The organism is Sphingomonas sp. (assembly GCF_029239295.1).
Lineage (GTDB): Bacteria > Pseudomonadota > Alphaproteobacteria > Sphingomonadales > Sphingomonadaceae > Sphingomonas.
In genome coordinates, this window is record NZ_JAQZBC010000010.1 from 93,833 (window position 1) to 107,697 (window position 13,865).

13 protein-coding genes, 1 tRNA gene and 1 pseudogene are annotated in these 13,865 nt (G+C 64.3%); 10 read left to right on the top strand and 5 right to left on the bottom strand.

All coding sequences use genetic code 11. The annotated features are described in order from the left end of the window. Positions 1 to 110 precede the first annotated feature (110 nt). The 5 genes from K0S66_RS11355 to K0S66_RS11375 all read left to right on the top strand — a co-directional run bounded on the left by K0S66_RS11355 (position 111) and on the right by K0S66_RS11375 (position 5,993). A complete protein-coding gene (locus K0S66_RS11355; RefSeq protein ID WP_301075510.1) occupies positions 111 to 800 on the top strand; it encodes a hypothetical protein in 690 nt (229 codons plus the stop codon). A gap of 9 nt (positions 801 to 809) precedes the next feature. Next, positions 810 to 1,130 carry an ArsC/Spx/MgsR family protein gene (locus tag K0S66_RS11360; protein WP_301075511.1) on the top strand — a complete coding sequence of 107 codons (321 nt, stop codon included), beginning with the start codon at positions 810 to 812 and terminating at the stop codon, positions 1,128 to 1,130. Then, positions 1,127 to 2,569, top strand: coding sequence for a phospholipase D-like domain-containing protein (locus K0S66_RS11365; RefSeq protein ID WP_301075512.1), 1,443 nt, complete (start codon positions 1,127 to 1,129; stop codon positions 2,567 to 2,569). The genes K0S66_RS11360 and K0S66_RS11365 overlap by 4 nt, the downstream gene beginning before the upstream one ends. 66 nt (positions 2,570 to 2,635) lie before the next feature. Continuing rightward, a complete protein-coding gene (purL, locus tag K0S66_RS11370) occupies positions 2,636 to 4,888 on the top strand; it encodes a phosphoribosylformylglycinamidine synthase subunit PurL (RefSeq protein WP_301075513.1) in 2,253 nt (750 codons plus the stop codon). 64 nt (positions 4,889 to 4,952) lie between these two features. After that, positions 4,953 to 5,993 (top strand): hypothetical protein, encoded by a 1,041-nt coding sequence (locus tag K0S66_RS11375; RefSeq protein ID WP_301075514.1) that lies wholly within the window; start codon positions 4,953 to 4,955, stop codon positions 5,991 to 5,993. 201 nt (positions 5,994 to 6,194) lie between these two features. Here the strand turns inward: K0S66_RS11375 and K0S66_RS11380 are convergent, their stop codons facing one another. From K0S66_RS11380 to lepA, 5 genes and pseudogenes are all read right to left on the bottom strand, one after another. Continuing rightward, on the bottom strand, positions 6,195 to 7,067 hold the full coding sequence (locus K0S66_RS11380) for a hypothetical protein (protein ID WP_301075515.1): 873 nt from the start codon (positions 7,065 to 7,067) through the stop codon (positions 6,195 to 6,197). A 291-nt stretch (positions 7,068 to 7,358) separates the two neighbouring features. Beyond that, positions 7,359 to 7,568 (bottom strand): annotated as a pseudogene (locus K0S66_RS11385) (elongation factor 4); the annotation flags it as partial. Between the two features lie 6 nt (positions 7,569 to 7,574). Beyond that, positions 7,575 to 7,847, bottom strand: coding sequence for a type II toxin-antitoxin system RelE/ParE family toxin (locus K0S66_RS11390; RefSeq protein ID WP_301075516.1), 273 nt, complete (start codon positions 7,845 to 7,847; stop codon positions 7,575 to 7,577). After that, positions 7,844 to 8,032, bottom strand: a complete 189-nt coding sequence (locus tag K0S66_RS11395) for a stability determinant (RefSeq protein ID WP_301075517.1) — start codon at positions 8,030 to 8,032, stop codon at positions 7,844 to 7,846. The genes K0S66_RS11390 and K0S66_RS11395 overlap by 4 nt, the downstream gene beginning before the upstream one ends. A gap of 185 nt (positions 8,033 to 8,217) precedes the next feature. After that, the gene (gene lepA / locus K0S66_RS11400; RefSeq protein ID WP_301075518.1) at positions 8,218 to 10,014 is read right to left on the bottom strand and encodes a translation elongation factor 4; all 1,797 of its coding nucleotides are present in this window, start codon (positions 10,012 to 10,014) and stop codon (positions 8,218 to 8,220) included. Between the two features lie 235 nt (positions 10,015 to 10,249). On the opposite strand from lepA, the gene K0S66_RS11405 reads away from it, so the two are divergent. The 5 genes from K0S66_RS11405 to K0S66_RS11425 all read left to right on the top strand — a co-directional run bounded on the left by K0S66_RS11405 (position 10,250) and on the right by K0S66_RS11425 (position 13,759). Next, complete coding sequence (locus K0S66_RS11405) at positions 10,250 to 11,029, top strand: CsgG/HfaB family protein (RefSeq protein ID WP_301075519.1); 780 nt, start codon at positions 10,250 to 10,252, stop codon at positions 11,027 to 11,029. A 122-nt stretch (positions 11,030 to 11,151) separates the two neighbouring features. After that, positions 11,152 to 11,228, top strand: a tRNA-Pro gene (locus K0S66_RS11410). Between the two features lie 192 nt (positions 11,229 to 11,420). Further along, the gene (locus K0S66_RS11415; protein ID WP_301075520.1) at positions 11,421 to 11,747 is read left to right on the top strand and encodes a hypothetical protein; all 327 of its coding nucleotides are present in this window, start codon (positions 11,421 to 11,423) and stop codon (positions 11,745 to 11,747) included. A gap of 108 nt (positions 11,748 to 11,855) precedes the next feature. Then, on the top strand, positions 11,856 to 12,701 hold the full coding sequence (locus K0S66_RS11420; protein WP_301075522.1) for a type 1 glutamine amidotransferase: 846 nt from the start codon (positions 11,856 to 11,858) through the stop codon (positions 12,699 to 12,701). An 80-nt stretch (positions 12,702 to 12,781) separates the two neighbouring features. Further along, positions 12,782 to 13,759 carry an aldo/keto reductase gene (locus K0S66_RS11425; RefSeq protein ID WP_301075523.1) on the top strand — a complete coding sequence of 326 codons (978 nt, stop codon included), beginning with the start codon at positions 12,782 to 12,784 and terminating at the stop codon, positions 13,757 to 13,759. Positions 13,760 to 13,865 lie beyond the last annotated feature (106 nt).

Here is a 13,865-nt window from a genome sequence, read left to right on the forward strand (position 1 = left end):
TAGGCGGCGCACCCTCGGGTTGCGCCGCCGCCGGACCACGGCCGTTGCCGAAACATGACGCGCGCGCTCGGGTGCGCTAGCTTCTCCCCCTCGATCCCGCGGGAGGACCTATGTTCATCGGCCATTATGCGCCGGCACTTCTTGCTGCTGCCCTGCCCCGCGCGCCGCGATTGGGTACGCTGTTCGTCGCTGCCCAATTGGTCGATTTCGCCTTTTTCACGCTGGCGCTGCTCAACATCGAACATCTTCGCCTCGTGCCCGGCACCACGGCGCAGACCTCGCTCGATCTCTACCACATGCCCTATACGCACAGCCTGCTCGGCACCGTGGCCTTTGCCGCCTTATGGGCCGCCGGCGCCCGGCTCGCCGGCCGGCCATGGCGCGAGACGGTGATCGGTGCGCTGGTCGTGCTGTCGCACTGGCCGCTCGACTGGCTGGTTCACCTTCCCGACCTGACGATCGCCGGCCAGCCACCCCGTCTTGGCCTTGGGCTGTGGGCCGACCCGCTCATCGCGCGGATGCTGGAACTGACGCTGATCGCCGCGGCGTTCGGCTGGTTCGTATCCCGCACCCGGCCCATGCGGCGTCATTCGACTCTGGCTCTCGCCGCTCTGGCCACCGCGATGCTCGCCGCGCAGGTGATCGACTGGTCCGCCGCCCCGCCGACCCGCATCATCGATCCGATTCATCCCTCATTGCCGCTGACCGCGCTGGCTGCTTTTGCCCTGCTGGCGCTGCTCGCGACCTGGGTCGGGCAAACGCGCAGCTTCGCGCTTGGACCGCGCCTGTGGACGCTATAGACGGGCGGGATGAAGGCTACGATCTGGCACAATCCCCGCTGCTCGAAGTCACGGCAGGCGCTTGCCCTGCTGGAGGAAGCGGGGGCAACGATCCATGTGGTCGAGTATCTGAACACGCCGCCATCGCGCGACGAACTCGCGCGGCTCTACGCCCGCGCCGGGATCGCGCCGCGTGACGCGATGCGAAAGGATGCGCCGCCCGCTGCCGATGATGCGGCCGCGCTCGACATCATGGCCACTGATCCGGCCATGATCGAACGGCCGTTGATCGAAACGGAAAAGGGCGTGGTGCTGGCCCGCCCGCCCGAGCGGCTCCGCGACATTCTGTGAAGCTCGACGAAAAGAGCCGCTGGCGTATTGAGCGCGCCTCCCGGGCGGCCGTGATCGTCGATGCCGACGATTATTTCCGTCTCGCCCGCGCCGCGATGATGAAGGCGCACAAGCAGATCCTGCTCGTCGGCTGGGATTTCGACGCCCGCATCCGCCTTGCCTGGAAAAATGAGCCGCCCGGCGTTCCGACTGACGTGGGCGAATTCATCAACTGGCTGGTGAAGCAACGGCCGGACCTGAACGTCTACATCCTGCGCTGGGACAAGGGCGCGCTGAAGACGCTGCTGCGCGGCAAGACGCTGCTCACCCTCACCAAATGGCGCTTTCTGCGTAAACGCATCCACCTGAAACTGGACGCCCATCACCCGATCGGCGCCTCACACCATCAGAAGATCGTGGTGATCGACGATTGCCTCGCTTTCTGCGGCGGCATCGACATGACCGACGAGCGCTGGGACACCCGCCAGCATCGCGATGACGATCCGCATCGCCTCTCCCCCAATGGCTTCGCCAACTCGCCATGGCACGACGCAACGACCGCGCTTCAGGGGCCGGTGGCGACCGCGCTGGGCGAGCTCTGCCGGGCACGCTGGGAAATCGCCGGGGGCGACCCGATTGAGGCGCCGACGGGCGAGAATGATTGCTGGCCAGAGGACCTCGAGCCGCATTTCCGAGACGTCGATGTCGCCATTTCCCGCTCGCAGCCCGATCATGCGGGCCAGCAGGAAGTGCGCGAGATCGAGAATCTTTATCTCGAGCTGATCGCCCGGGCGAAGCGGCGGATCTACGCCGAGAGCCAGTATTTCGCCTCGCGCCGCGTCGCGGAAGCGATCGCGCGGCGGCTGGAAGAGCCGAATGGCCCCGAAATCGTCATCATCAATCCGGTGACTGCGCAGGGCTGGCTTGAGCCGATCGCGATGGACACCGCGCGCACGCGCTTGTTCCAGGCGCTGAAACAGCGCGATCCGCATGATCGCCTGCGCATGTATCATCCCTATACCGCGGGCGGCACGCCGATCTATGTCCATGCCAAGGTGCTGGTGATCGACGATGAGGTGATCCGCGTCGGCTCTTCGAATTTCAACAACCGCTCGCTTCGCCTCGATACCGAATGCGACGTGACGATCGAACATGACGGTGATCGCATCGCGGCCATTCGTGACGACCTGATTGCTGAGCATCTGGCGGTGGAGCCGGCGCAGGTGAGCGAGGCGATTGCCGAGCACGGCCTGATCGGCGCGATCGAACGGCTTCGCGGCCAGGGCAAGACGCTCGTGCCCTATGAGGTGCCCGATCTGTCAGCGGTCGAGGAATGGCTGGCCGACAACAAGATCCTCGATCCGGAGGGGCCGGGCGAGATGTTTGAGGCGCTGTCCGCGCGCAAGCCGCTGCTGGGCCGGTTACGCCAGCGTATCGGGCGCCGCCGACAGCGGCAGTGACGGGGCGGCCGCGCTCAACTGCGCACAGCGGGTGACACCGGCGGCCGTGGCCGCTATCGCGCGCGCATGACCGCCAGCAATGCCACCCAGATCACCGCCGACGTCGTTGCCCAGCACGGCCTCAGCCCTGAGGAATATGACTGCGTCCTCCACGCGCTCGGCCGTGAGCCGAACCTGGTGGAACTCGGCATCTTCTCGGTGATGTGGTCGGAGCATTGCTCCTACAAGTCGTCGCGAATCCATCTGAAAAAGCTGCCGACGGAGGCGCCCTGGGTCATCTGCGGCCCCGGCGAGAATGCCGGCGTGATCGACATCGGCCCAGGACCTGACGGAAAACCTCAGGCCGCCATCTTCAAGATGGAATCGCACAACCACCCCTCGTACATCGAGCCGTATCAGGGCGCGGCGACCGGCGTCGGCGGCATCCTTCGCGACGTGTTCACGATGGGCGCGCGCCCGATCGCGAACATGAACGCGCTTCGCTTCGGCCGCCCCGATCATCCCAAGATGCGCCACCTGATCTCGGGCGTGGTCCATGGCATCGGCGGCTATGGCAATTGCGTCGGCGTGCCGACCGTAGGCGGCGAGGTGAACTTCCACCCGGCCTATGATGGGAACATCCTCGTCAACGCGATGACGGTCGGCGTCGCCGATCAGGACAAGATCTTCTATTCGGCCGCCAGCGGCATCGGCAATCCGATCGTCTATGTCGGCTCGAAGACCGGCCGCGATGGCATCCACGGCGCCACCATGGCCTCGGCCGACTTCGGCGAGGATGCCGAGGAAAAGCGCCCGACGGTGCAGGTCGGCGATCCTTTCACCGAAAAGCTGCTGATCGAGGCCTGCCTCGAACTGATGGCCTCCGACGCGATCGTCGCGATCCAGGACATGGGCGCCGCCGGCCTCACCTCCTCCAGCGTCGAGATGGCGTCCAAGGGCGGCGTCGGCATCGAACTGATCATGGACGACGTGCCGCAGCGTGAAGAGGGCATGACGCCGTACGAGATGATGCTCTCCGAATCGCAGGAGCGCATGCTGATGGTGCTGAAGCCGGGCCGCGAGGCCTTTGCCGAGGCGATCTTCCGCAAGTGGGAACTCGACTTCGCCGTCATCGGCCATGTCACCGACACCGGCCGCATGGTGCTGAAGTGGAAGGGCGACACCGTCTGCGACATCCCGCTCGCCCCGCTCGCCGATGATGCCCCGCTCTACGATCGCCCGCACGTCCCCACCCCGCCCGCCAAGGCGCTGGTCAACGTGCCGGAGTGCAAGGACATCGCTGCCGATCTCGTCACGCTGATGGGCTCGCCCGATATCGCGTCGCGCCGCTGGATCTGGGAGCAGTACGACCACATGGTCGGCGCCGACACGGTGCAGCGCCCGGGCGGCGATGCCGCGGTGGTGCGCGTCCATGGCACCGACAAGGCGCTGGCGATCACCACCGATTGCACCCCGCGCTATTGCTACGCCGATCCGGTTGAGGGCGGGAAGCAGGCGGTCGCCGAAACTTGGCGCAACCTGACCGCGGTCGGCGCCAAGCCGCTTGCGATCACCAACTGCCTCAATTTCGCCAACCCGCAGCGCCCGGAGATCATGGGCCAGATCGTCGGCTGCCTCGATGGCATGGCGCAGGCGTGCCGCGCGCTCGACTATCCGATCGTCTCCGGCAACGTCTCGCTCTACAATGAATCGAAGGCGACCGGCGGCGGTTCGGCGATCCTCCCCACCCCCGCGATCGGGGGCGTCGGCCTGATGGCGGACTGGACGAAGAGCGCGACCATCGCCTTCAAGGGCGCGGGCGACGTCATCCTCGCGGTCGGCACCCGCCGCGGCGATCTTGGCCAGTCGCTCTGGCTGCGCGAAGTCCATGGCCGCGAGGAAGGCCCCCCGCCCCGCGTCGATCTGGCGCAGGAGAAGGCCACCGGCGATCTCATCCGCCACGCGATTGACCTGGGTCAGCTCTCCGCCGTCCACGACGTCTCCGATGGCGGCGTCGCCGTCACGCTCGCCGAAATGGCGCTCGCCGGCAACATCGGCGCGATCATCGATCGCAAGCAGCCGTTCGACTGCGCGCATTCCTTCTTCGGAGAGGATCAGGGCGTCTACATCGTCACCGTCCACGATCACGCGCTGGCCGATTTCCTCCAGGCCGCGCTTGAGGCCGGCGTCGAGGCGGAGCCGATGGGCCGCACCGGCGGCAAGCGCCTGATCTTCGAGCGGCCCGACCGCGACGATGTCGTCACGCTCGACACGCTGCGCGCGGCACATGAGGGCTTCTTCCCGAAGCTGATGGGCGCGGAGGTATCGCTGGAGGGCTGACCGGCCCTCCCGCTCCCAGGCCCCCTCTGTCCTACGGCTGCATGTTCGCGCTACGTTCCGCAACATGCAGCCAGCCCTTCCCCCGCCCGAACCAGAGCGCGCACCCGCCGACCCGCTCGCCTTCACCCCCGTCCCCCGCCGCTACCGCCACGATGGCTGGACGGCGGAGCGGCAGCGCGGCTTCATCCACGCGCTCGCCGAAACCGGATCGGTAAAGGCCGCCGCCCGCCGCATCGGCAAGACGACGGAGGGCGCCTATCACATGCGGCGACAGCCGGGCGCCGACAGCTTCCGCGCCGCATGGGAGGCCGCGCTCGCCAGCGGCGTGCAGCGCCTCACCGACATCGCCATGGAGCGCGCGGTGGAGGGCGTCCCCATCCCCGTCTTCCACAAGGGCGAGCAGGTCGGCGAGCGCCGCTGGTACAATGATCGCCTGCTGATGTTCATGCTGAAGCACCACCAGCCCGATCGCTACGGCGCCGCCGCGGCCGGGCAGCGCGCGCTCGCCCCCGGCACGAAGCATCCCGAGACGATCGCGCGCGAGGCAGCCAAGCAATGCCCCGTCTGCCGCGAGCGCGAGGAAACCGCCGCCCGCCGCGCCTTCGCCGAGGCGGAGGCCGCCAAGCAAAGCAACGAGGAATTCCTCGCCCACCTCATGCGCACCTATCAGATCAAGGTGCAGGCCGAGCGGCGTGAGCGCCTCGCCGGCGATTGGGCCGCCGCCGATTTCTACCTGCGCCAGCTCAACTTCTTCGAGCTGATCCTCGAAGGCTGCGGCCACCGCATGGACCTCATCGACATGCACACCATCGAAAACGGCGGCGAGGATATGTATGACCGCCAGATCAACTGCGGCCCGCTCACCCCGATCCTCGACAAGATGCGCCGCGAGATCTGGGAAGCCGCCGGCGAGCCACCCCGCCCGCCGATCGACCTGCGCGAATTCCTGCCGCACACGAACATGAGCTATCAGGGGGACACGGCGAAGGAGCGCCAGCATGCGCGGGCCGAGGCGCAGCGGCGGATCGCGGCGTCGCTGGCGGTGTGGGAGGCGAGCGCGACCGAGGAGACTTGGGCGGCGTTTAAGGCCGCTTCGGGGCGGTGAGCGGGGCTTTGCGCGCGTCGCGGTAGCGGCCTCGGGCGGCGTCCGCTCGGCGGTGCCGGGCGTGTCGCTCGACGACGCGGCTGTGCCGCGGCGGGTGGAGGTACCGAGATCAGAGTGCTAGTGCTGGGTAGCCTGGTTAATGGAAGCTGCATCGCTGGCGCCAAATTCGGATGCAGGCGAGATCACGCCGGCTTTCGCGTTTTAGCTTCCCACGGCTTCAGCTCGAAATCGCTCCCAAAATTCTTGAGTGTCATGATCGATTTGTGGATCCAGGACTTCGCCTAATAGGAAGTAGCGATATACTTCGCGAAGCTCCATGTGGAGGCAGTAGAAGTCGCAATGCTTTATCGGTGCGACGGGCGTGACTCCGAATCGATTTTTGGGATGCATCGTACGAATACGATCCTCGTAATAATCTTCGAAGTAGCGCAAACCGGACGACTCCTCACCAAACGCGCGATGAATAAACTCTTGAGCGTCCTTGGTAGATGGGTTCTTAGTTCCTTCGCTCTCAAGGTGCTCCAGCACCAAGTTGAGAGACGCATCCAAAGATATCCAAAGCGGGTAGTTTGCCTCCTCTGAGAACATCGGGTGGAGACTCAGCATCCCCGCTTTCAGCCAAGTTCCCAGTCGCCTTATGAGTAAGTCATCGGAAGGGTCGATGTTGCTTAGAATTTCTGTCTGGATCGTGGTGGGATTGGGCCAGTGAAAGTACTGGTAGCGTCCTGGCGGATCAGGAGGGGTGTTTGGCGTCGGCTTGTCTGTGCGCAAGGCGTCTCTCAAGAGCAATTCCAAGCGGTCCAGCTCTGGCGCTGCCCGCAAATCCGTCTTTCTCTCATCGCGCACAGAGTTGTATGCAGGATACTGCGTAAGCCTTCCGCGGTCCCAGCCAACCGAGAGCTCTAGAGCAGCGAGAAGAGCGATCTCTTCGGGCAGAGGCTCTTCAAATTCCGAATAGTAATCGGCCTCACTCACCTTGAAGTGAACCGCTGTAAAAATGAGATCCGGTTTAACGACGTAAGCCGCCCCATCCGTCAGCACAGATTCGCGCCAGTAAGTACCAATTGGGTTCATCGCCCTTACTATGGTGCCTTGGGGTAAACGGGAGCGCATTTCGGCAATGTGCCGCACAATCGTGCCGATGTCTCGCCAAAGTAGCAGATGGGCTCCCGCTGCGCGGGCGGGCATGGCTGCTTTGGGGAAGGGACAAATAAGTCTGCATTGGCCGGAATGAGGCATAGCTATCCCGCCGCGGCAAAGCCGCGCCATCCATCGGTACCCCCGGTGAGCCCGGGCGGTCGTCGGCCGGGCGCGACGCTAGTCCTCGCCTAGCTCGGCGATTGCTGCGCAATCGCCTCCCTACCCTCAGGCGTCGTCGCCCATCCGAAACGCTGCGATGAACGGTTCCTGCCGGATGCTCACCGAGCCATACTCCGGCGTGCGCTTCTTGCCTTCCTTCTGCTTCTCCAGCAGCTTGCGCGTCGCGTCGCCGCCATAGCATTTCGCGGTCACGTCCTTGCGCGGCGCCGCGATCGTCTCGCGCGCGATCACCTTGCCGCCGATCGCCGCCCTTACAAAGAATTACGGATACAGCCTTCGACTGTGCATCACGTTGACGATCTCAATCACGTCCTCTCCAACGTGATACACGAGAATATAGTTGGGGTGCACGACAGCCTCGCGTGTTCCAGCCACGCGCCCGCGCCGATACATAAAAGGGTGGTCAGGCAAGCGTTCGGCACATGCCTCGATGTCGTCCTGCAAACGCCGCGCCGCCGCCACGTTGCGCTCAGCGATATAGGAGATGATGGCCTTGAGATCGTTCAGCGCGGTACCGCGCCAGACCAGCCTCAAGCGCCCTGTGCCCCACGATCGTGCCGGTCAATAATCGCGCGGACCTGCGCCATCGCATCATCATGCGCGATGACCGGTTGATCATCCGCCAACGACGCAGCAACCTTCGCGCGAAACCAGGCATCATAGGCCTCGGCCGCTTCCTCGCTGTCGAACTCGGACACGATGGGCGAAAGCTCGTTCACCCGACAAACGTACGCCTTCGATGGCGAAATGCAACGAGGTGAGCCGACTCTGGATCAATCCGCCCCGCGCCGCGGCAAAGCCGCGTCGTCGATCGACACGCCCGGTGAACCCGGGCGGTCGTCGGCCGGGCGCGCCGCTGATCTTCGCTAGCTCGGCGATTGCTGGCGCAATCGCCTCCCTAGCCTCAGGCGTCGTCGCCCATCCTCAACGCCGCGATGAACGCCTCCTGCGGGATGCTCACTGAGCCATATTCCCGCATGCGCTTCTTGCCTTCCTTCTGCTTCTCCAGCAGCTTGCGCTTGCGCGTCGCGTCGCCGCCATAGCATTTCGCGGTCACGTCCTTGCGCAGCGCCGCGATCGTCTCGCGCGCGATCACCTTGCCGCCGATCGCCGCCTGGATCGGGATCTTGAACATGTGGCGCGGGATCAGGTCCTTCAGCCGCTCGCACATGCCGCGCCCGCGCGTCTCCGCGGTGCCGCGGTGGACGATCATGCTCAGCGCATCGACCGGCTCGTTGTTGACCAGGATGCTCATCTTGACCAGGTCGCCCTCGCGATAGCCGATCTGGTGATAGTCGAAGCTGGCATAGCCGCGGCTGATGCTCTTCAGCCGGTCATAGAAATCGAACACCACTTCGTTGAGCGGCAGTTCGTACGTCACCTGCGCGCGCCCGCCGACATACGTCAGGTTCTTCTGGATGCCGCGGCGGTCCTGGCACAGCTTCAGGATGCTGCCGAGATATTCGTCGGGGACGTAGATCGTCGCCTCGATCCACGGCTCGCTGATCATCGCAATCTTGTTGGGATCGGGCATGTCGGCCGGGTTGTGCAGCTCGATCATGCCGCCGTCGTGCGTCAGCTCGATCTCGTACACCACGCTCGGCGCGGTCGTGATCAGGTCCAGGTCGTATTCGCGCGTCAGCCGCTCCTGGATGATCTCCAGGTGGAGCAGCCCCAGGAAGCCGCAGCGAAAGCCGAATCCCAGCGCCGCGCTCGTCTCCATCTCGAAACTGAACGATGCGTCGTTCAGCCGCAGCTTGCTGATCGATTCGCGCAGTTTCTCGAAGTCGTTGGCGTCGACCGGGAACAGCCCGCAGAACACCACCGGCTGCACTTCCTTGAAGCCCGGCAGCGCCTGTGCCGCGGGCCGCTTGGTATCGGTCAGCGTGTCGCCGACGCGCGCCTGCGCCACGTCCTTGATCTGCGCGGTGATGAAACCGATTTCGCCCGGCCCCAGGTCCGCCAGCTGCTCGATCTTGGGGCGGAAACATCCCACGCGGTCCACCAGATGCTGCGTGCCGGCCTGCATGAACGTGACCTGCTGGCCCTTCTTCAGCACGCCGTCGATCACCCGCACCAGGATGACGACGCCCAGATACGGGTCGTACCAGCTGTCGACCAGCATCGCCTTCAGCGGCGCGGTGGCGTCGCCCTTCGGCGCCGGGATCCGCTCGACGATCGCGTCCAGGATCTCCTCGATGCCGATGCCGGACTTGGCGCTGGCCAGCACCGCGCCGCTGGCGTCCAGCCCGATGACGTCCTCGATCTCCTTGCGCACCTTTTCCGGTTCGGCCGCGGGCAGATCGATCTTGTTGATGACGGGCACGATCTCATGGTCATGCTCGATTGATTGGTACACGTTGGCCAGCGTCTGCGCCTCGACGCCCTGCGCCGCGTCGACGACCAGCAGCGCGCCTTCGCACGCCGCCAGGCTGCGCGACACTTCGTAGGCGAAATCGACGTGGCCCGGCGTGTCCATGAGGTTCAGGACATGGCCCTTCCACTCCAGGCGCACCGTCTGCGCCTTGATGGTGATCCCGCGCTCCTTCTCAATGTCCATGTTATCAAGGACTTGCGCGGACATCTCGCGCTCGGTCAGCCCGCCGGTACGTTGGATCAGCCGGTCGGCCAGCGTCGACTTGCCATGGTCGATATGGGCAATGATCGAGAAGTTACGGATCTTGGAAAGCTCGGTCGCCACGAAATTCTGCCAGCTTGAGTGAGTGCCGCGGCCGTTAGCACCTCCCACGCCCATTGCCAAAGCATCCCGCACCCCATCCCCGCCGCAGCGCTGGCGCACGCGGAAACCGACGCGAAACCGTCACCGCCCGCTGGCAGTAGAGTTGCGCCAATGCTATCCGGCGGGCTCAGGGATCAACAACACATCAACACTCGGTCGCAACAGATTGACGCGAGTGAATACAGGGGGGGGAACCATGCGCATCACGCTCGCCGCCGCATCAATCGCGGCGCTACTCTTCGCCACGCCTGCACTGTCGCAGAACAGGGGCTCATCCGCACACCAGGCGCAGCAACAAGGCGAAGCGCAAATTCCGGTGTGCACCAAACGCTTGGGCACCCTCGCAATCGTCGAACCTGACAATCAATGGTGGCGCGAATTCAACCTCGGCAGCCCCGAAACGATCATCAAGATCTTCGTCCAGAAATCCGGCTGCTTCACCATGGTGAACCGCGGCCGCGCGATGGTCAGCCGCAACATGGAACGCGCCATGGCCGATTCGGGAGAACTTCAGGCGAATTCGAATCTCGGCAAGGGTCAGGTCCGTGCGGCCGATTACTTCCTTCAGCCGGACATCGTCACTGCCAACCGCAACTCTGGCGGTAACGGCCTCGGCGGTGTCATCGGCGGTGTAGGCGGGTTGTTCGGCGGCGCAGGCCGCGCGATCGGCGCGATCGCCGGCGGGATCAACGTCAAGAAGGGTGAGGCGAAGACCACGCTGAGCCTGGTCAACGCCCGCACCACCGAGGAAGAGGCGATGACTGAGGGATACGCCCGCAAGTCCGACGTCAGCTTTGGTGCGGGCGGTGGCCTGTTCTCGGGCGGCACCTTCGGCGGGGCGGCGGGCGGCGGCTATCAGGATACCGCGATCGGCCAGATCATCGTGCTGAGCTACCTGGACGCCTATACCAAGCTTGTTTCGCAGCTCGGCGGCCTGCCCGCGAGCGCCTCAGCAGCGGCGCCACGCGCCCAGTAACATCGGGTCCGAGCGGGCAAAAATCCGCCCGCTCGGACCATCACGATTAGCCTCTTGCTACGTGAAAATTCGCTGATATAAGCCGCCGCCTGTCACCGGCACCTGCCGGTTGGCACCCTGGTCGGGGAATAGCTCAGCCTGGTAGAGCACTGTGTTCGGGACGCAGGGGCCGGAGGTTCGAATCCTCTTTCCCCGACCATTTAATTTCCAATATCTCGTTAGTTTGTGGCCGTTAAGAGCCGCGGCGTGGACTGCGCCAGACCGGCTTGATGCGGCCCGCTCGCCGCATCGTCGCATCCTTCTACCGAAAGCTACTGTCATCCTGATCGGAACGATGGCCTCTCGATGGCCGTTGCTTCAACAGGCGCCTTAAGCGCCAGGAGACGTGTAGATGCGTAACAAGCTCACGGGGCTCTTTGCTGCCCTCGCGATGACGTTCACCGGTGTTGGTGTGAGCGTCGTGACCACCACAGAGGCGCAGGCCCAGTCATACCGCGGCGGCGACCGCGGATACCGGCATTACCGCGAAGATCGGCGTCGCTATAAGAACCCGCGCCGCCACTATGGTCATCGGGGCTACCGCGGATATCGCGACCCGCGCGGCTATCGTGCGTACCGCGGCTACCGCGATCCGCGTGCCTCTCGCCATTATCGGGCAGAGCGGGCGCGTGGCTATTACGGCCGTCCCAACTATTATTATGATCGCCGTTATCGCTGAATAATGTTGGCTGGCGGCTGGTGAACCCGGCCGCCAGAAAACATCGCGAGTGCTCGGCCCACTCACCGGCCACGTGCGTTATGTCGGCTCAACCATTTGGGTCGCCCCTTGAGCCACTTCCTTGTCGCACAAAGTGAAAGCCCCGAAGAGCGTGAGGCGCGTCGTCGCCATGCGGGAAAAAGCTCGGGTGAGACCTATGCCGCCACTCTTCGCCAGCTTGTGCCGGACTGCTCGGTCGACATTGCCGAGCCCGCCGACGAAGGAGCAACCGCTTCTCGGCCGGCCGATCTGAAGCGCTACGATGCTGTATTCCTGTCCGGATCTCCCCTCCATGTTTATCAGGACACACCAGCAGTCCGACGCCAGTTGGAGTTCATGCGCACGGTCTTTGCGTCAGGTGCGCCGTCCTTCGGCTCCTGCGCCGGCCTCCAAGTTGCTGTCGCGGCTGCCGGCGGCAGCGTCCGTTCCATGCCCCAGCGAATGGAAGCCGGGCTCTCCCGCCGGATCACCCGTACGGCGGAAGGGCAGGATCATCCTCTGCTGAGTGGTCGCGCGCCCACTTGGGACGCGCCCGCTGTCCACACCGATGAGGTTGAGCAACTGCCCGAGGGCGCGACGCTATTGGCCGGCAACGATGTGACGCGTGTTCAGGCTGCGGAGATCCGCCACGACCGCGGCATTTTCTGGGGCGTCCAATACCATCCGGAACTGTCATTGCGTGAAATCGCCATCGCACTGCGCAGGCAAGCGAGCTCTCTGATCGAGGCCGGTCTGGCCGACCACGAAGACGATGTTGAAGGTCGTGCCGCCCTGCTCGATCGCTTGCACCAGAAGCCCGAGGCACGATCGCTGCGCTGGTTGCTTGGCGTTAACGGAGAGTTTGCCGACGAGATCGGCCGGAGACGCGAACTGACAAACTTCATCGCCGCCCTGCCCTCACTTGATCGTCGGTGACCTCGCCGAGAGCAGGTGAGCACGCCGCGGACTGACCGAACGCCGACCAGCGCAGGGGATATCCCGCATCCACAGCGGCGATGTTCTTCGCGATGGTCGACAGGTGCTTCGACCAGCCCGGCGGAGCGGCAGGCATCGATCGAAGCAGGCTCGATCATAAATCGCAGGTGGCAAACATGATCCTGGATGAAACGTTCACCCTGGCCAACGGCGTACAAATCCCCAAGCTCGGGCTGGGGACCTGGCAGATCCCCGACGAAGAGGTGAGTCGCGTGGTTCATGACGCCATCGCGATGGGATACCGCCACGTCGACACCGCTCAGGCCTATGACAATGAACGTGGCGTCGGTCAGGGCCTGCGCGAAAGTGGTGTGGATCGCGACCGTGTTTTCGTCACCACCAAACTTGCCGCCGAATGCAAAACCTTCGCCGACGCGCGCGACCGCATCGACGCTTCGCTCAAGGCGCTTGGCCTCGATCACATTGACCTGATGCTCATCCACAGTCCACAGCCATGGACGACATTTCGTGAAGGCGACCGCTTCTTCGAGGGCAACCGAGAAGCGTGGAGAGCGCTGGAGGAAGCCTATGCCAGCGGGAAACTACGCGCGATCGGCGTGTCGAATTTCGAGGCCGTGGATCTGGACAATCTGTTCGAGTCCGGCACAGTCGCGCCGATGGTCAATCAGGTCCTCGCCCACGTCGGCAACACTCCATTCGACCTGATCGATCATTGCCAATCGCGCGACATCTTGCTCGAGGCCTATTCTCCGGTGGCGCATGGCGCAGCCCTGCAGAGCAAGAAGCTCGCGCACATCGCTGAGCGCTATGGTGTCACCATCGCGCAGGTCTGTATCCGCTATTGCCTCCAGCTTGGTCTCTTGCCACTCCCCAAGACGTCGAACATCATCCACCTTCGCGACAATGCCGATATCGATTTCGCCTTGTCAGAAGACGACATGAGTATTCTTGAGAATGCCGGAAGCGAGATCGACTACGGAGAGGCGAGCAGTTTCCCGGTGTTCGCCAAAAAGCGCACGCCGCAGGTCGACCGGTAGCACCCGTCGGCACGGGCAGCTCCCGGCATATTTACGAGCGGGCATCACCGCGGAGCAGCCAAGTACCGACGGAGGTGACAAGAAAACGCTGGCTGGGGCGGCAGGA